General features: G+C 72.7%; 15 protein-coding genes and 1 tRNA gene. 12 read left to right on the plus strand and 4 right to left on the minus strand.

Annotated elements, in window-relative coordinates; all coding sequences use genetic code 11:
• The first annotated feature begins 96 nt into the window (after positions 1-96).
• Together ACFYW5_RS07905 and ACFYW5_RS07910 are read left to right on the plus strand one after the other, a co-directional pair.
• Positions 97-270 (plus strand): hypothetical protein, encoded by a 174-nt coding sequence (locus ACFYW5_RS07905; protein WP_389416068.1) that lies wholly within the window; start codon positions 97-99, stop codon positions 268-270.
• Positions 271-273: 3 nt separating this feature from the next.
• Complete coding sequence (locus ACFYW5_RS07910; RefSeq protein ID WP_003976229.1) at positions 274-507, plus strand: hypothetical protein; 234 nt, start codon at positions 274-276, stop codon at positions 505-507.
• Here ACFYW5_RS07910 and ACFYW5_RS07915 read toward each other — a convergent pair.
• On the minus strand, positions 486-1,700 hold the full coding sequence (locus ACFYW5_RS07915; protein ID WP_389416069.1) for a glycosyltransferase 87 family protein: 1,215 nt from the start codon (positions 1,698-1,700) through the stop codon (positions 486-488). The genes ACFYW5_RS07910 and ACFYW5_RS07915 overlap by 22 nt on opposite strands.
• A 100-nt stretch (positions 1,701-1,800) precedes the next feature.
• Here ACFYW5_RS07915 and ACFYW5_RS07920 point away from each other — a divergent pair.
• A tRNA-Ala gene (locus tag ACFYW5_RS07920) sits at positions 1,801-1,873 on the plus strand.
• A 106-nt stretch (positions 1,874-1,979) separates the two neighbouring features.
• Here the strand turns inward: ACFYW5_RS07920 and ACFYW5_RS07925 are convergent.
• Together ACFYW5_RS07925 and ACFYW5_RS07930 are read right to left on the minus strand one after the other, a co-directional pair.
• Entirely contained in the window at positions 1,980-3,587 is a 1,608-nt protein-coding gene (locus tag ACFYW5_RS07925) for an NADH-ubiquinone oxidoreductase-F iron-sulfur binding region domain-containing protein (protein WP_389416070.1), read from the minus strand.
• Complete coding sequence (locus tag ACFYW5_RS07930; RefSeq protein ID WP_389416071.1) at positions 3,584-4,858, minus strand: cytochrome b/b6 domain-containing protein; 1,275 nt, start codon at positions 4,856-4,858, stop codon at positions 3,584-3,586. The genes ACFYW5_RS07925 and ACFYW5_RS07930 overlap by 4 nt, the downstream gene beginning before the upstream one ends.
• Positions 4,859-5,284: 426 nt before the next feature.
• On the opposite strand from ACFYW5_RS07930, the gene leuS reads away from it, so the two are divergent.
• The 9 genes from leuS to ACFYW5_RS07975 all read left to right on the plus strand — a co-directional run bounded on the left by leuS (position 5,285) and on the right by ACFYW5_RS07975 (position 16,589).
• Positions 5,285-8,161 carry a leucine--tRNA ligase gene (gene leuS / locus ACFYW5_RS07935; RefSeq protein WP_389416072.1) on the plus strand — a complete coding sequence of 959 codons (2,877 nt, stop codon included), beginning with the start codon at positions 5,285-5,287 and terminating at the stop codon, positions 8,159-8,161.
• 142 nt (positions 8,162-8,303) lie between these two features.
• Complete coding sequence (locus ACFYW5_RS07940) at positions 8,304-9,044, plus strand: hypothetical protein (protein WP_389416073.1); 741 nt, start codon at positions 8,304-8,306, stop codon at positions 9,042-9,044.
• Positions 9,045-9,115: 71 nt separating this feature from the next.
• A complete protein-coding gene (locus tag ACFYW5_RS07945) occupies positions 9,116-9,961 on the plus strand; it encodes a DegV family protein (RefSeq protein ID WP_389416074.1) in 846 nt (281 codons plus the stop codon).
• Between the two features lie 108 nt (positions 9,962-10,069).
• Positions 10,070-11,050, plus strand: coding sequence for a helix-hairpin-helix domain-containing protein (locus tag ACFYW5_RS07950; RefSeq protein WP_389416075.1), 981 nt, complete (start codon positions 10,070-10,072; stop codon positions 11,048-11,050).
• On the plus strand, positions 11,047-13,515 hold the full coding sequence (locus tag ACFYW5_RS07955) for a ComEC/Rec2 family competence protein (RefSeq protein WP_389416076.1): 2,469 nt from the start codon (positions 11,047-11,049) through the stop codon (positions 13,513-13,515). The genes ACFYW5_RS07950 and ACFYW5_RS07955 overlap by 4 nt, the downstream gene beginning before the upstream one ends.
• Before the next feature lie 4 nt (positions 13,516-13,519).
• On the plus strand, positions 13,520-14,347 hold the full coding sequence (locus ACFYW5_RS07960; protein WP_389416077.1) for an arylamine N-acetyltransferase: 828 nt from the start codon (positions 13,520-13,522) through the stop codon (positions 14,345-14,347).
• A gap of 159 nt (positions 14,348-14,506) precedes the next feature.
• On the plus strand, positions 14,507-14,752 hold the full coding sequence (locus tag ACFYW5_RS07965; RefSeq protein ID WP_389416078.1) for a hypothetical protein: 246 nt from the start codon (positions 14,507-14,509) through the stop codon (positions 14,750-14,752).
• A 388-nt stretch (positions 14,753-15,140) separates the two neighbouring features.
• Complete coding sequence (gene holA / locus ACFYW5_RS07970) at positions 15,141-16,127, plus strand: DNA polymerase III subunit delta (protein WP_389416079.1); 987 nt, start codon at positions 15,141-15,143, stop codon at positions 16,125-16,127.
• Positions 16,128-16,193: 66 nt separating this feature from the next.
• Positions 16,194-16,589 (plus strand): nuclear transport factor 2 family protein, encoded by a 396-nt coding sequence (locus ACFYW5_RS07975; RefSeq protein WP_389416080.1) that lies wholly within the window; start codon positions 16,194-16,196, stop codon positions 16,587-16,589.
• Between the two features lie 469 nt (positions 16,590-17,058).
• Here the strand turns inward: ACFYW5_RS07975 and rpsT are convergent, their stop codons facing one another.
• Entirely contained in the window at positions 17,059-17,325 is a 267-nt protein-coding gene (rpsT, locus tag ACFYW5_RS07980; RefSeq protein WP_030042978.1) for a 30S ribosomal protein S20, read from the minus strand.
• Positions 17,326-17,360: the final 35 nt, after the last annotated feature.

The raw sequence follows: 17,360 nt of genomic DNA on the forward strand, positions 1-17,360 counted from the left end.
TCCCGACTGGTACTGAGGCGTCGCTGACCGTATTGGCCCGGCCGTGGCAGAATCAAACGGCCGGAAGGGGGCGCGGCCCGACGGGAGGGAGCAGTGATGCCTGCGAGCATCCTCGAAGAGGGCGGTCGCCCCTTCGACGCACGCTGGACACGGGACACGGTCACCCGCCTCAGCTGCCCTTCCTGCGGTTCCGTCCATGTCGCCCAGGTGCTCGGTGACAACGGCGGGATTTCCTACGTGTGCACGGCCTGCGGCCACAGCTGGAGCTGATCGATGGGTGCACACAGGCGAAAGTGTGACTGGTGCGGCAGCGGAACGCCGATCGTCCGCGACATGGAACCGGTCAATCCGGACTATCAGTACTGGTGCGAGGAGTGCGCGCGGGCGCTGATCATAAAAGGCGACCCGATCGAGACGTACCGCGAACTCGAGGGTGAGCCGATCTACGGCCGTCTTCTCGAGGAGCACTGCACGCTCAAGCGTTTCTACTCCTTCGTCACGGCCTGACGCCGGCCGGGGTCGCGCACCGTGACCCCGGCGAGCACGAGGAACAGACAGCCGGCGGCCCCGTACGGCGCGGACATGATCAACTCCCCGGTGTCCTGATGGAGTTCGGGGCGCCCCCTGCCGTGCGGCACCCACCACAGGGAGTACGAGCCGAAGACGAGCAGCCCGGCCGCGGTGGCGGCGCGGTACGCGCGCGTGCCGAGGAGCATCACGAGCGGCACGCACCACACCCAGTGGTGGGACCAGGACACGGGGCTGATCAGCAGGGCGGTCACCGCGCACGTCGTGACCGCCCAGGCGTGCTCCCCGCGCAGTTCCGCCGTCACCGCCACGGCGAGCCCTCCCGCGGCCACCAGGGCCGCCGCCACGGCCCAGGCGGCGCCGGGCTCCGGGGTGTGCAGCAGGCGCGCCAGGACACCGCGCAGCGCCTGGTTGGCGGTCTCCTCGGGGTGGCCGACCCGGCCCGCCTCGAACACCATGCGGGTCCAGAACCGCCAGGAGTCCCGGGGCAGGACGGCGGCCGTCACGAGCGTGACCGAGGTGAACGCGACGGCCGCCCCGCGCGCGTGCCGCAGCCAGGGGCCGCCGCAGCCGCCTCTGACGTGCGCGGCCACGCCGGTGGCGAGCAGGAACACCGCGAACAGCGCGGGAGTGAGCTTGACCGCGGCGGCGAGGCCGATGCCGACGCCGGCCCAGCGGTCGCCGGGGCGGCGGGTCAGGTCCCACAGCACCAGGACCGCGAGCAGCAGGTTGATCTGGCCGTAGCGCAGGGTCGTCCACACCGGCTCGCACCACACGGCGACCGCGGCGATCCACCAGGTGCCGCCCCCGCGCGCGTGGCCCACGAGGCGCAGGGACAGCCGTACGAACGCCACCAGGAGGGCGAGGTTCCCGGCCGTGCCCAGGGTGCGCATGCTCGTTACGTCGAGGAGGGTCAGCGGGGTGAACATCAGCGCGGCGAACGGCGGGTAGGTGGTGGGCAGTCGGGCCGCCGTCGCCCGCAGCGCGTAGAGATCGCCTCCCTCGCGTACCGTCGCGCCCTCGGCCCGGTAGACCATCAGATCGATCATCGAGACATCCGCGGTGCGCTGGGCCAGCCAGAACGCCGCGAAGGAGAGGACGCAGGTTCCCAGGGCGACCGGTGTCCGGCGGTGGACTGCGGAGAGCGCGAGCACGGTCACGGAAGCCGACATTAGCGGCCGTACCGGCCCGGAACGGAAACGATTTGGTGGTGCACCGGGTCGACCGGTAATGTTGGCGTCGCCGCCAGGGAAACCGGGCGGACCAGAACACGGGGCTATAGCTCAGTTGGTAGAGCGCCTGCATGGCATGCAGGAGGTCAGGAGTTCAATTCTCCTTAGCTCCACAGTGAGATCCCGCCGGATCGTGATGATCCGGCGGGATCTTTTTTGTGTGCGCGGGGCACGGCCGGGGGCCGCCCAGATCTCTGGACGGCCCGGTCGGTGGGGTGTTCAGCGGCCCAGGGCGCGGCGGGCGCGGCCCTGGGAGAGGACCGGGAGGTTGTTGCGGGTGGGGGCGCGCTCCGTCTGGTCCTCCAGGCGCAGGGCGAGCGCGGGGCAGCGGCGGACCGCGCGCAGCGCCTTCGCCTCGGCGTAGCGCGGCACTTGGGCCTGGGCGACGGTGGGGAAGCCGTCGGCGCCGAGTTCGAAGACCTCGGGGAGGATGTCCGCGCACAGGCCGTGCCCGCGGCACAGCGTCCAGTCGACGTAGATCTTCTGGCGGCTGGGGCCGTTGGTGTCTGACCCGCCGCCGGGGATGCCCGTCGGGGCCCTGCCCTCCGCGAAGAGCGGCAGCACGCCCTCCACGGGCCGTCCGCAGCCGTTGCCGAGGACATGGGCGGCGAGGTCGTCGGTGAACGCCTTGATGGTCGACTCCAGGAACATCGCCGAGCCGTCCGGGTGCGAACACGCGCCGCGCCGCTTCACGTTCCTCGCGACCTGCTTGAGCGCTTCGAGGGCGGCGGGCCCACCGCCGTTGAGGATGTCCTCCAGGCCGCGCGCCGCGGCCGGCAGGCCGAGATAGCAGGGGCCGCACTGGCCCGCGCTCTCCTCGGCCAGCCACTGCGCCACCCGCAGCGACTCGCCCAGCGGGCAGGTGTTCTGGGTGATCGGCAGGATCGCGCCCGCGCCGAGCGAACCGCCCACCGCGTCCAGGGAGTTGCGCGAGACGATCGCCTCGTTGACCGTCGCCGCGTCGATCCACTTGCCGTGGTAGCCGCCGGTCAGCACTCCCTGCGGCACCGGCGGGGCGCCTGCGAGCTGCAGGACGTAGCGCAGCGGGACGCCCGTGGGGACCTCGATCACCATCGGGCGGGCGACCGCGCCGGACACCGTCAGCATGACGGTGCCGGGCTCGTCGTACAGGCCGGTGTTGCCGTAGCGCTCCGGGCCGATGCGGGCGGCGATGGCGAGTTGGGCGAAGGTCTCGGCGTTCGACAGCAGGGTGGGTGCGCCGCCGACGCCGCTCTGGGAGGCGCTGATCTTGCGGCCGGGCGGGATCGCCGGGCCGCCGTCGATGGACCGGACCAGCGACGCCGCCGCTCCGGTGACCATCCGTACCGGATTGCGCTGCACGCGGGCGCGGAGCGCGGACCGGCGGCCGTTGCTGAGGCCGCGTTCGGCGAGCGCGGCCTCCATGGAGCGCTGGGTCGACTCACGGGTGACGCCCACCACGAGCGTGCGGGCACCCAGCGCCTCGGCGGCCAGCAGCGCGCCGTCCAGGATGAGATGCGGGGCACGGTTGATGAGCACCGTGTCCTTGCGGCAGGCCGGTTCGTCCTCGCTGCCGTTGACGACGACGACCGGCCTGACGCCGCGCTTGATCGCCGCTTCGGCGACCGAGCGCAGCTTCTTGTGGAAGGGGAAGCCCGCGCCGCCGCGGCCCTTCAGATTGATGCGTTCGGCGAGCTGCGCGAGCTGCTCGCCGCCCATCGGTTCGAGCGGCCCGTGCACCTTGAGGTGCATGGGCAGATCGAGTCGTTCGACAAGGTCGAAGCCCGACGTGAGCTGGGGAAGACCGACCACGCGGACTTCTGGTACGTCGGGCAGGGCCTCGTTCACCTATAGCCTCCGGAAGGCATGTTCCAAGGTTCGCCCGGACCCGGTGCGTCGAAGGACTCACCGGAGGGTGGTTCATTGGCGGGACCGCTGTTGTACGTGTCGTTGGGGTTGTACGTGCCGTAGAGGGTGTTCGACTCAGTGGTGTCGTACACATCACTTCCGCCGTACCCGCCGACGCCCGGATTGCCATAGGTCGGGATGTTGTATCCGGTGTCATTGAGGGGGTCGTAGGACGACGGGGGCGCCTCGCCGACGGGCGGGGGCGAGGGGATCGGCCAGCTTCCGGAGGTGCTGGAGCCGCTGTCCATGCGCGGCAGCGCCTCGGTGGGCTGCAGGTCCAGCGGCACGTGCATCGGCGTGTGCAGCGGCATGTCCATCGAGAGGTCCATCCGCGCCGTCGGGTCGGCGGTGAAGGACTGCTGGGGGTGCGGGGGTGTGTTCACGGCGCGATAGGCGGCCGCGAAACCGTTCGCCGGTTCGGGGACGGAGGGCGCGGTCCGCCGGGGCTCGTAGCCGGGGAGCGCGGCGGACTCGGCGGCCCGGGCCCGGCTCGCGTCCAGGTCCTCGCGCGCCGAGCGCTCCGCGGTGGTCCCCAGGATCTCGGCGATCTTGTCGGCGACCCGGCGCTTGACCGGGCGGGGCGCCGCGCGCAGCGCCAGTGCGGCGCCGACGCCGACCAGGCACAGGCAGTACAGGAAGACGAAGACCGGCTTGGCCGCGCGGCCCGCGTACAGGCCGTGCACCAGGGCCGCGCACCAGGCCGGGTAGGCCAGCATGTGCATGGCCCGCCAGCGGGCGGCGACGGGGGCGGGGGAGGCGAAGGCGCCGCGCAGGGCGCCGGTGATGCCTACGAAGATCATCAGCAGCCCGGCCAGGGAGCCGAGCCCGACCAGGCCCTCGGGACCGGTGAAGCCGAGCGAGAAGGGGATCACGGCGGCGATCAGCTCGGTGTGGTCGAGCGCGAGCTCGGTCGTGATGTGCAGCAGCAGGAAGGCGATCGCGGCGACCGCCGTCGTGCGGTGCACGGCCTGGCCGATGATCCGCTGGCGGGTGTTCAGGAAGATCCGGTCCTGGGCCACCAGGCCCCAGATCACTGAGCAGCTCAGCGAGACGAGGGACAGCACGCCCGCGCCGAAGTTCAGGAACTCGCGGAATCTGTCACCTCCGACCAGCACGACCACGGGTATGAGCAGCAGAACGACAGCCGTCGCCGCCCCGTAGGCCGAACGGCCGGGCTGGGGAAGCGAGGTGGTACTACGTCGAGGGTTCATGGGGGCAACTCCGAGCGGTTCGGTAAAGCGGTCCCGCTGCCGCACTCTAAGTGGCTCCCCACAGGGCAGTACGCCATTTGAGTTATTGCGTTGTTATGAATGAGGGGTGCGGGGCCGGTGTTGTCCTGCTAGGGGCCCTTACGCCGGGTAATAATTGAACCTTGTTCAATTTTTCCGAATCTTCACAAGCGGCTCCGGAGTGTCCGGCGGCCTCCCGGAAGCCCGTCGCGACCCGCTCGACGCCTGCGGTACCCTGACGCCATGCGTGCCGTACGCCTTCTGCTTAGCGAGCCGCGCTGATCAGCCCCGGCCACCGTCGGATCGAGTGGCCGGCATCGGCGCGGCGTCCCCTCCTGTGCGAGGGGATTTTTCGTTTCCAGGAATGTCACAGCGCTGGCAGAGACGATCGATGGAGCTTTGAGGATCATGAGCGAGACGAACCCCGCTGCCGCTGCTGAGGCGGCCGCGCCGCACCGCTACACGGCCGCCATGGCCGCGGAGATCGAGGCACGCTGGCAGGACTTCTGGGACGCCGAGGGCACCTACGCGGCGCCGAACCCGAGCGGTGACCTGGCCGGGGACCCCGCGCTGGTCGCCAAGCCCAAGAAGTTCATCATGGACATGTTCCCGTACCCCTCCGGTGCGGGCCTGCACGTCGGCCACCCCCTGGGCTACATCGCCACCGATGTCTTCGCCCGGTTCCAGCGGATGACCGGCCACAACGTCCTGCACACCCTGGGCTTCGACGCCTTCGGCCTGCCCGCCGAGCAGTACGCCGTGCAGACCGGCACGCACCCGCGCGTGTCCACCGAGGCCAACATCGAGAACATGAAGGTCCAGCTGCGCCGGCTGGGCCTGGGCCACGACAAGCGCCGGTCGTTCGCCACGATCGACCCGGACTACTACAAGTGGACCCAGTGGATCTTCCTGCAGATCTTCAACTCCTGGTACGACGAGGAGGCGCGCCGGGCCCGCCCGATCGCGGAGCTGGTCGCCCAGTTCGACAGCGGTGAGCGCGCGGTGCCCGGCGGGCGCTCCTGGGCCGGGCTGAGCGCCGGCGAGCGCGCCGACCTGCTGGGCGAGTACCGCCTGGCCTACGCCTCCGACGCGCCGGTCAACTGGTGTCCCGGCCTGGGCACCGTGCTGGCCAACGAGGAGGTCACCGCCGACGGTCGCTCCGAGCGCGGCAACTTCCCCGTCTTCAAGGCCAAGCTGCGCCAGTGGAACATGCGCATCACCGCCTACGCCGACCGGCTGCTGGACGACCTGGAGGAGCTGGACTGGCCCGAGGCCATCAAGCTCCAGCAGCGCAACTGGATCGGCCGCTCGGAGGGCGCCCGCGTCGACTTCCCGATCGACGGTGAGCGCATCACCGTCTTCACCACGCGTCCCGACACCCTGTTCGGCGCGACCTACATGGTGCTGGCGCCCGAGCACCCGCTGGTCGAGAAGTTCACGCCGACCGCCTGGCCCGAGGGCACGCACGGCGTGTGGACCGGCGGCCACGCCACCCCGGCCGAGGCCGTCGCCGCCTACCGCGCGCAGGCCGCCTCGAAGTCCGACGTCGAGCGCCAGGCCGAGGCCAAGGACAAGACCGGCGTCTTCATCGGCGCGTACGCCACCAACCCGGTCAACGGCGAGCAGGTGCCGGTCTTCATCGCCGACTACGTGCTGATGGGCTACGGCACCGGCGCGATCATGGCCGTACCGGGGCACGACAGCCGTGACTTCGAGTTCGCGCGCGCCTTCGAACTGCCGATCCGCTGCGTGGTCGAGCCGACCGACGGCCGCGGCACGGACCCCGCCGCCTGGGACGCGGCCTTCGTCTCGCACGACGCGAAGATCGTCAACTCCACCGGAGCGGACGTCTCCCTGGACGGCCTGGGCGTCGTCGAGGCCAAGGCGCGCATCACCGAGTGGCTGGAGCGCACCGGCGCCGGCGAGGGCACCGTCAACTTCCGGCTGCGCGACTGGCTGTTCAGCCGCCAGCGCTACTGGGGCGAGCCCTTCCCGATCGTCTACGACGAGGAGGGCATCGCGCACGCCCTGCCCGAGTCGATGCTGCCGCTGGAGCTGCCGGAGGTCGAGGACTACTCCCCGCGCACCTTCGACCCGGACGACGCCGACACCCAGCCCGAGACGCCCCTGTCGCGCAACGAGGACTGGGTCAACGTCACGCTGGACCTGGGCGACGGCCGAGGTCCGCGCACGTACCGCCGCGAGACCAACACCATGCCCAACTGGGCCGGTTCCTGCTGGTACGAGCTGCGGTACCTGGACCCGCACAACTCCGAGCAGCTGGTCGGCCCGGAGATCGAGCGGTACTGGATGGGCCCGCGCGAGGGACAGCCGCACGGCGGTGTCGACCTGTACGTCGGCGGCGCCGAGCACGCGGTGCTGCACCTGCTGTACGCGCGCTTCTGGTCCAAGGTCCTGTTCGACCTGGGGCACGTCTCCTCGGCGGAGCCGTTCCACAAGCTGTTCAACCAGGGCATGATCCAGGCCTACGTCTACCGGGACGCGCGCGGGATCGCCGTACCGGCCGCCGAGGTGGAGGAGCGCGACGGCTCCTACTACTACCAGGGCGAGCAGGTCTCCCGGCTGCTGGGCAAGATGGGCAAGTCCCTGAAGAACGCGGTCACCCCGGACGAGATCTGCGCCGAGTACGGCGCCGACACCCTGCGCCTGTACGAGATGGCGATGGGCCCGCTGGACGTCTCGCGGCCGTGGGACACGCGCGCGGTGGTGGGCCAGTTCCGGCTGCTGCAGCGGCTGTGGCGCAACGTCGTCGACGAGGCGACCGGTGCGGTGACCGTCGTCGACGCCGAGCCCGACGAGGACACGCTGCGCGCGCTGCACAAGGCGATCGACGGGGTGCGCGGTGACCTGGAGGGCATGCGGTTCAACACCGCGATCGCCAAGGTCACCGAGTTGAACAACCACCTGACCAAGGCGGGCGGCGCGGTGCCGCGGTCCGTCGCCGAGGCGCTGGTCCTGCTGGTCGCCCCGCTCGCCCCGCACATCGCCGAGGAGCTGTGGCGCAAGCTGGGCCACGAGGACTCCGTGGTGCACCGGGACTTCCCGGTGGCCGACCCGGCGTACGTCGTCGACGAGACGGTGACCTGTGTCGTGCAGATCAAGGGCAAGGTCAAGGCCCGGCTGGAGGTCGCGCCGTCCATCTCCGAGGAGGAGCTGGAGAAGGTGGCGCTGGCCGACGACAAGGTCGTGGCGGCGCTGGACGGCGCCGGGATCCGGAAGGTGATCGTGCGGGCGCCGAAGCTGGTGAACATCGTCACGGCGTAGCCGGGCAGACCTCGGCAGGCGCTGCCTCCGGGTCGTCCCCTACGGGCAGGTTCGGGGTTCATCTGGAACTCCGGGCCTGCCCGCTGCGTTTACCGTGGAGAGCAGCGCGGCGAGGAGTGCCGCGGAACCGAGGAGGAGCATCGTGGAAGCAGTGATCGCAGTCGTGGCCCTGCTCTTCGTGCTCCTCGTGGTGCTCGGCGCCTACGCCACGGTGAAGGCGGTCGGCGCCGCCAAGCGCGGTGTGGACCGCACGATCACCCAGGCCCGCCGCACGGTCGAGGACCACACCCTGCGCGCCAAGTCCTTCGCCCAGATCGGCCCGGCGGGCGAACTGGCCCAGCTGCGGCTGAAACTGCGCACCTCGATGCGCGCCACCCAGGACGCGCTGCGCGCGGGCGTGGCCGAGGACGAGTCCCTGAAGGAGTCCCTCGGCCTCTTCGAGCGGCTCAGCGCCCACGGCCACGAACTGGACGACGAGTTGCGGCGCCTGGAGAGCGAGCCGGACCGGACGACCCTCGCCGAGCGGCTGCCGGACCTGCGCGAGCGCACCGAGCGCATCGTCAAGTCGGCGGACTCGCTGCGGTGGGCGGCCCGCGACCGGGCCCGCCGCTTCGCCGACGACGAGCTGGACTCACTGAGCGCGCAGATCGACATGGAGGCCGGTGCCCTGCGGCACTGGACCACCGAGGAGACGCCCGCCACCACCCCGCCGCCGTGGCCCGAGGCGCCCGCCGCCGAAGCGCCGGCCGCGCGGCAGACCTGGCCGGAGGGTTCGCGGCAGCGGACGGCCGAGGAGCCGACGCGAGCGGCCATCACCCCGCCGGACCCGCGTCCGGCCTACCCCTGGCAGCAGAAGAAGCCCCGCCCCGAGAGCACCACCTGATCCGGCCACGGCCGCCCAGGTGAAAGGGGTCGGACTGCCGCCCGGGCGCTACGCCAGGTAACCTCCAGCTCATGTCCCGCCATGTCGCGATCGTCACCGATTCAACGGCCTACCTGCCGCCACGGACGATGGAGCGCCACGGCATCACAGCAGTGCCCCTGACCGTGGTCCTCGGGGACCAGGCGCTGGACGAGGGCACCGAGATCTCGACCCGTTCCCTGGCCCAGGCGCTGCAGAAACGGCGCTCCGTCACCACCTCGCGCCCCAGCCCCGAGCGGTTCGCCGAGACCTACCGCAAGGTCGCGGAGTCCGGCGCCACCGGCATCGTCTCGCTGCATCTGTCCGCCGAGCTGTCGGGCACCTACGACGCCGCGGTGCTCGCCGCCCGGGAGGCGCCGGTGCCGGTGCGGGTGGTGGACACCGGGATGATCGCGATGGCGCTCGGCTTCTGCGCGGTCGCCGCGGCGCAGGTCGCGGAGTCGGGCGGCACGGTGGACGAGGCGGTCATGACCGCGGAGAAGCGGGCGGCGGGCACCTCCGCCTACTTCTACGTCGACACGCTCGACTATCTGCGCCGAGGTGGCCGGATCGGAGCGGCCCAGGCGCTGCTCGGCTCGGCGCTCGCGGTGAAGCCGCTGCTGCAGCTGAACGGCGGCCGTATCGAGCCCCTGGAGAAGGTGCGGACGGCGTCGAAGGCCATCGCCCGGCTGGAGGAGATCGTCGCGGACCGGGCCGGGGGCGCACAGGTCGACATCGCCGTGCACCATCTCGCCGCGCCCGACCGGGCGTCGGCGCTGGCGGACCGGCTGCGGACGCGGGTGCGGGGTCTTGCGGATCTGCATGTGAGCGAGGTGGGGGCGGTGATCGGGGCGCATACCGGGCCCGGGTTGCTGGGGGTTGTGGTCTCGCCCAGGTGAGAGAGCGGTCTCACCCACATGAGTGAGGGAGTTGTCCACAACCGGTGGGCTGTCCCCGGGAATTGAGCAAGATCATCGCCGATTTCCGCGGTGCCCCAGTCTCGGGGCATGGCACTTCGATCACGTACACGCACCGCCGCCGCGGCCAGTGGACCGGGCCGCGGCCCCCGTTCCGATGTCCGCACCCGTCACCACCGCACCCACCCGCGAGGCCGCGCCCGGCACCGCCATGCCCCGGCCGAGGAACTCCGCCGGCGTGCGGAGCTGCTCTTCGGTGAACGGGCCCTGGAGGAAAGGGAGTCGGACAAGGGGCCTCCGCCGCAGGAGGGCGAGGGCGGCCCGGACCCGGGTGCGCCCGGCGCCGATGCGGCCGAGGACTGGCGGGGGCGTGCCGGACTCGCGCTGCGGGAGCGGCTGCCGCTGTGGATGCAGGCGCGGTGCGGTCTCGAGCGGCGCAGCCTCCTCGCGCTCACCGTGGTGCTGGTCGTCGCCGCGGGCTTCGCGGTGCAGCACTTCTGGGCCGGGCGGACGCAGGACGTGCGGGCGCCCGAGGTGGTGCGGGCCGCCTCCTACGCGGCGGGGGAGGAGAGCGCCGGACCGGGAGCCGGCCTCCTCGGCGCGTCCGCCGGGACCGAGATCGTGGTGGACGTCAGCGGCAAGGTGCGCGAACCGGGCATCCACCGGCTGCCGCCGGGCTCCCGGGTCGACGACGCCCTGCGCGCGGCGGGCGGGGTGCGGCCCGGCGCGAGTACGGCAGGGCTGAACCGGGCGCGCTCCCTGGTGGACGGCGAACAGGTCGTCGTGGGCGTGCCCGCTCCGGTGCAAGGGGGTGCCCCGGTGCCGGGTGCGGCCGGAGCGGTGCAGGGCGGTGCCCCGGTGCCAGGTGCGGCCTCCGCCGCCCCGGTCTCCCTCAACACGGCCACCGCCGAGCAGCTCGACACCCTGCCCGGCGTCGGACCGGTCCTGGCCCAGCACATCATCGACCACCGCACCCGCAACGGCGGTTTCCGCTCCGTGGCGGAGCTGCGCGAGGTCAACGGCATCGGCGAGCGCCGCTTCGCCGACCTGCGGAATCTCGTACGGCCATGACGGGCGCCCCCGAGGCCGGGCGCCCCGAGGTGCACGCGGCCTCCGGCAAACGGCTCGGCGCGTCCCACCCGCGCCAGGAAGGACCGACGGATCTTCGACTCGTACCGCCCGCGCTGGCGGCCTGGGCGACAGCGGCGCTGATGCTGACCGCGCCGGCCGGATGGAGCGCCGCAGTGGTGGCCGTGGCCCTGTGTGCGGCCGTCGTGCTCCTGTGGGCGCGACGGCCGGCCCGGACCGGCGTGCCGGTCGCCGCGGTCCTGCTCTGTGTCGCCGCGGCCACAGCTTCCGCCGGGCTGCACGGCGCCGATCTGCGGCGCGGGCCGGTGCCGGAGCTGGCCCGGGAGTATGCCACCGTGACCGCGGAGGTGGAGCTCACCTCCGATCCCCGGCTCACCCGGCCCCGGGTCAGCGGGGACCGGACGCGGCCGCCCGCCGTGCTGGTCAACGCCCAGGTGCGGCGAGTGGCGGCCGAGGGCCGGGCGGCGGCGGTGACGCGGACGCCGGTGCTGGTGGTCGTGGAGGCGTCCGCGGGGTCGCCCTGGCTGCGGTTGCTGCCGTCCACCCGGCTGCGGGTGAGCGCGCGGTCGGCGCCGCCGCTGACGGGCGGTGACCGGATCGCGGCCGTGCTGCGGGTGCGGGGCGAGGCGGCGCCGGAGGTCGTGGAGCCGGCGTCGGCGGCACAGCGGTTCGCCGGGAGGCTGCGGGCCGGACTGCGGGAGGCGACCGACGGACTGCCGGCGGACGCGCGGGCGCTGCTGCCGGGCCTGGTCGTAGGGGACACCGCACGGATCACCCCGGAACTGGACGAGGCGTTCAAGGAGACCGACCTCGCGCACACGCTCGCGGTCTCCGGAAGCAACCTCACCATCGTTCTCGTGCTGCTCATCGGGCCGCCGGGCACGGCCCGCCTCGCGGAGCGGCGAGGGCTCGCGCCCCGGCTCGGGTTGTCCCTGCGGGCCACCGCGGTGTGCGGCGGGGCGCTCACGCTCGCCTTCGTGGTCGTGTGCAGACCGGACCCGAGTGTGCTGCGCGCCGCGGCCTGCGGGGCGGTGGTGCTGCTCGCCCTGGCGACCGGGCGCCGCCGGTCCCTGGTGCCCGCGCTGGCGACGGCCGTCCTGCTGCTGGTGCTGTTCGACCCCTGGCTGGCACGCAGTCCCGGGTTCCTGCTCTCGGTCCTGGCCACCGGGGCGCTGCTGACGCTGGCACCGCGCTGGAGTGCCGCGTTGCGGCGGCGCGGGGTCGGTCCGCGGTGGGCCGAGGCGGTGGCGGCAGCGGCGGCCGCGCAGGCGGTGTGCGCACCGGTCGTGGTGGTGCTGTCGGCCCGGGTGAGCCTGGTGGCGGTGCCGTGCAATCTGCTGGCGGAGATCGCGGTCGCCCCGGCCACGGTCCTCGGGTTCGCCGCGCTGGCGACCGCCCCGGTGGTGATGCCGGTGGCCAAGGCGCTGGCGTGGTGCGCGAGTTGGCCCGCGGGATGGATCGCCGACATCGCCCGGACCGGGGCGGCGCTGCCCGGCGCGGGCATCGACTGGCCGGACGGCTGGGCCGGGGCGGGGCTGCTGGCCCTGGTCACGGTGGCGCTGCTGCTGGCCGGGCGGCGGTTGTGGCGGCACCCCTGGTGGTGCGGGGCGGCCGTGGTGCTGCTGGTGCTGGCCGTGGTGCAGCCTCCGCCGCTGGTCCGGGTGATCAGCGGCTGGCCCCCGCCGGGCTGGCGGCTGGTGATGTGCGATGTGGGACAGGGGGACGCGCTGGTGCTCGCGGCCGGTGCGGGCACCGGGGTGGTGGTGGACGCCGGACCGGACCCGGAGCTCGTCGACCACTGTCTGCGCACGCTGGGCATCACCCGGATCCCGCTGATCGTCCTCACCCACTTCCACGCCGACCATGTGGCGGGCCTGCCCGGGGTGCTGCGCGGCCGGGCTGTGGGGGCGATCGGGACGACCGGTTGCCAGGAGCCGGAGGAGCAGGCGGAGTTCGTCCGGAGACTGGCCGCGGCGCGGGGCGTCCCGGTGACCCGGGCCGTGGCCGGGGAGCGGCGGCGGACCGGCGCGCTGTCCTGGGAGGTGCTGTGGCCGCCGTCGGCTGCGGTGCCGGGAACGGAAGGGCCGAACGACGCCAGTGTCGCCCTGCTCGCGGAGGTGGCGGGGGTGCGGTTCCTGTTGCTGGGGGACCTCGAACCACCGGCACAGCGGGCGCTGCTGAGATCACCGGCGGGCGGGCTGCTGGGCGGGGTGGATGTGCTGAAGGTGGCCCATCACGGCTCGGCGTACCAGGACCCGGAGCTGATGCGCAGGGCGGCGCCGCGGCTGGCGCTCATCTCTGCCGGGGAGGGCAATTCGTACGGGCATCCGGCCCCCGGCACGGTCGCCGCGCTGCGGGCGCGGGGGGCGGTGGTGCTGCGGACCGACGAGGACGGGGCGTTGGCGGTGGTCGGTGCGGGCAGGGAGTTGCGGGTGGCGGGAGACTGAGGGCATGAATTCCGCAGAAGTTGATGCCTATCTGAGCCGGCTCGGGGTGGCCCACCCGGCGTGGCCGACCGTGGACGTCCTGCGCGAGCTGCACCTGAGCCATCTGCGCACCGTGCCGTTCGAGAACCTGTCGATCCACCTCGGCGAGGAGATCGTGCTGGAGGAGAAGCGGCTGCTGGACAAGCTGATCGGCGCGCGGCGGGGAGGGTTCTGCTACGAACTGAACGGCGCCTTCGGGGCGTTGCTCGCGGCGCTCGGGTACGAGGTGACGCTGCTGGCGGGACGGGTCTACGACCGGGAGGGGCGACTGGGGATCCCGTACGACCATCTCACGCTGCGGGTGCGGACCGTGGACGGGGGCGAGTGGCTGGCCGACGTCGGGTTCGGGGCGCACAGCCACTTTCCGCTGGCGCTGGAGGCGCGGGGGGAGCAGGAGGATCCCGCGGGGGTGTTCCGGATCGTGGAGGCGGGGCCGGACGCGGCCGGGGTGCGGGGCGGGCCCCGGCTGCCGGAGGCGGCGGACCTGGACGTCGTGATGAACGGCAGGCCGGTGTACCGGCTGGAGAGGCGGCCCCGGGTGCTCGGTGACTTCGTCGCCGGGGCGTGGTGGCACTCCGCCTCGCCGGCCTCGCACTTCACGCAGTCGCTGGTGTGTTCGCGGGTGACGGAGGACGGGGGGCGGGTCACGCTGAGCGGGCGCACGTTCAAGACGACGGGTGCGGACGGGGGCCAGGAGGAGCGGTACCTCGCCACGGACGAGGAGGTGCTGACGGCGTACCGGGAGCGGTTCGGGATCGAACTGGAGCGGGTGCCTGCGGTGCGGGAGGGGTGAGGAGCGGTGGGGGTTGGGCGTGGTGCGGGAGGGTGAGGGGCGGTAGCGGTGGGTGCGGTGTGGAGGGTGCGGTGTGGAGGGGGTGAGCGGCGGTAGCGGTGCGTGCGGTGCGGAAGGGGTGAGGACTGGCAGGGGTGGGCGCGGCTGGAGAATGGCTGCGTGAGTGATGTGAGACATGTGCTGGTGCTGCCCGACCGGGACGCGGCCGAGGAGGTCGTGGAGGCGCTGCGGGAGCGGTTCGGGGTGGCCGAGGAGCCCCGGCTGGTGCGGGACGCGCTGGCCGGGGAGGACGACGCGGAGGACGCGCAGTGGCTGGTGGTGCTGCGGGACGAGGACGCGGCGCTGGATCCGGCGGAGCTGGACGCGTTCGCGGGGGAGTGGGAGGGGTGGCGGGAGGAGCCGTAGCCTTGCCCGCCGCGCTGATGGGCAGCGGGCGCTGCCCCCGGCGTGCCGGGTTACGCCGCCCCGGCACACCGCGTCATGCCGCGCCCCGGCATGCCAGCGGCAGGCCGCCCCGGCCGCCGGTTATGCCGCCCCGGCATGTCGGCGGAACCACGCCCCCCGGAACGCCGCGTTATGCCGCCCCGGCGCGTTAGCAGCAGGCCGCCCCGGCGCGTCGCGTTACGCCCCCCTCCTGGCACGCCAGCAGCAGGCCCCCGGAACGCCGCGTCATGCCGCCCCCGGCACGTCAGCAGCACGCCGCCCCCGGAACGCCGCGTTATGCCGCCCCCGGCACCCCAGCAGCCCCCCGCCCCGTCCCCCACTGTCAGCCCCCCATGCCATCCTTGACCCGATGGCCAGGAAAAGTGCTACCGACGATCCGCTTGCCCCTCTGACGCTTGCCGTGGGGCAGGAGGAGTTGCTCCTCGACCGGGCTGTGCAGGAGGTCGTGCGGGCGGCCAAGGCCGCTGATGCCGACACCGATGTGCGGGACCTGAGCTCGGAGCAGTTGCAGCCGGGCACCCTCGCCGAGCTGACCAGTCCGTCGCTCTTCGCCGAGCGCAAGGTCGTCGTGGTGCGCAACTCCCAGGATCTGTCCGCCGACACCGTCAAGGACGTGAAGTCCTACCTCGGGGCGCCGGCCGAGGAGATCACGCTGGTGCTGCTGCACGCCGGCGGGGTGAAGGGCAAGGCGCTGCTCGACGCGGCCCGGAAGGCGGGCGCCCGGGAGGTCGCCTGCCCCAAGATGACCAAGCCCGCCGACCGGCTGGCCTTCGTGCGGCAGGAGTTCCGGGCCACCGGCCGCTCCGCCACCCCCGAGGCCTGCCAGGCGCTCGTCGACTCCATCGGGAGTGATCTGCGGGAGCTGGCGTCCGCCGTGTCGCAGCTGGTCGCCGATGTCGAGGGGACCATCGACGAGGCCGTGGTCGGGCGGTACTACACCGGTCGGGCCGAGGCCTCCAGCTTCACCGTCGCCGACCGTGCCGTCGAGGGCCGGGCCGCCGAGGCCCTGGAGGCGCTGCGCTGGTCCCTGGCCACGGGCGTCGCGCCCGTCCTGATCACCAGCGCGCTCGCGCAGGGCGTCCGGGCCATCGGCAAGCTCTCCTCCGCCCGGGGCGGGCGCCCCGCCGATCTCGCCCGTGAGCTGGGCATGCCGCCCTGGAAGATCGACCGGGTGCGCCAGCAGATGCGCGGCTGGACCCCCGACGGCGTCGCCGTCGCGCTGCGGGCCGTCGCCGAGGCCGACGCCGGGGTCAAGGGCGGCGGGGACGACCCCGAGTACGCCCTGGAGAAGGCGGTCGTCATCATCGCGCGGGCGGCTCGCTCCAGAGGACGCTGACCGCGGCGGGGAGGAAAATCGTGGGTGTCAGCCACCATCGCCGGATCAGGAAAGGTGGCGGTCACCATGGCTGAACACCCGCACGCACAACTCGTCCGCAAGGGATACGAGGCTTTCGCATCCGGTGACATGGACGCCCTGCGCGGGCTGATGGCATCGGACTGCACCCACCACGTGCCCGGCAGCCACCCGCTGTCCGGTGACTACAAGGGCCAGGACGCGATCATCGAGATGTACGGCCGGCTCTTCGAGGAGACCGGCGGCACGATGAACGCCGAACTGCTCCACCTCATGGTCGACGGCCGCGGCCACTGCGTCGCCCTGCACCGCTTCAGCGCCGAGCGCAACGGAAAGCGCATCGACGAGAAGGGCTGCATCATCTTCCGGATCGTCGGGGACAAGGCCACCGATCTCGACGAGTGCGTCGAGGACATCGACCAGGCCAACGCCTTCTGGACGTAACACCGGCCCACGCCCAAGGCCCCGGCGCCCACCCATGACACGGGCCCACGCCGAAGGCCCCTGCTCACGCCGAAGGCCCCGGCACCCGCCCGTGACACGGGCCCACGCCGAGGCCCCCGGCCCACCCCCGAGCAAGGCCCCCGGCCCAAGCCGAAGGCCCCGGCACCCGCCCGTGACACGGGCCCACGCCGAAGACCCCGGCCCAAGCCGAAGGCCCCGGCACCCATCCATGACACCGGCCCACGCCGAGGCCCCCGGCCCACCCCCGAGCAAGGCCCACGGCCCAAGCCGAAGGCCCCGGCACTCGCCCTGGGGAAGGGCGGGGCGCCGGGGCCTTCATGTGAAGCGTGAAGCTGCTGAGCTCGCACCCGCGTGGCGAACGCAGGCCGCGTGCGAGCTCGGGGTGCCGGACGGGAGCGGATGAGAGAGGGCCCGCTCTGGGTCCATCCGGCGGTCAGATCAGAAAGGTTCAGCCCTTGAGGGAAGCGACCTTCGAAGCAAGCGCCGACTTCTTGTTGGCGGCCTGGTTCTTGTGGATGACGCCCTTCGAGACGGCCTTGTCGAGCTGACGCGCGGCAGCGCGCTGGTACTCGGTGGCCTTCTCGGCGTCACCCGCGGCAGCGGCCTCACGGGCCTTGCGGATCGCGGTCTTCAGGGAGGACTTGACGGCCTTGTTGCGCAGCCGCGCCTTCTCGTTGGTCTTGATCCGCTTGATCTGGGACTTGATGTTCGCCACGAATGAGCCTCTACAGGTTCTGGCACGGGTCCGCG

The sequence above is a fragment of the Streptomyces sp. NPDC002779 genome (genome assembly GCF_042888685.1).
Taxonomy (GTDB): Bacteria; Actinomycetota; Actinomycetes; order Streptomycetales; family Streptomycetaceae; genus Streptomyces.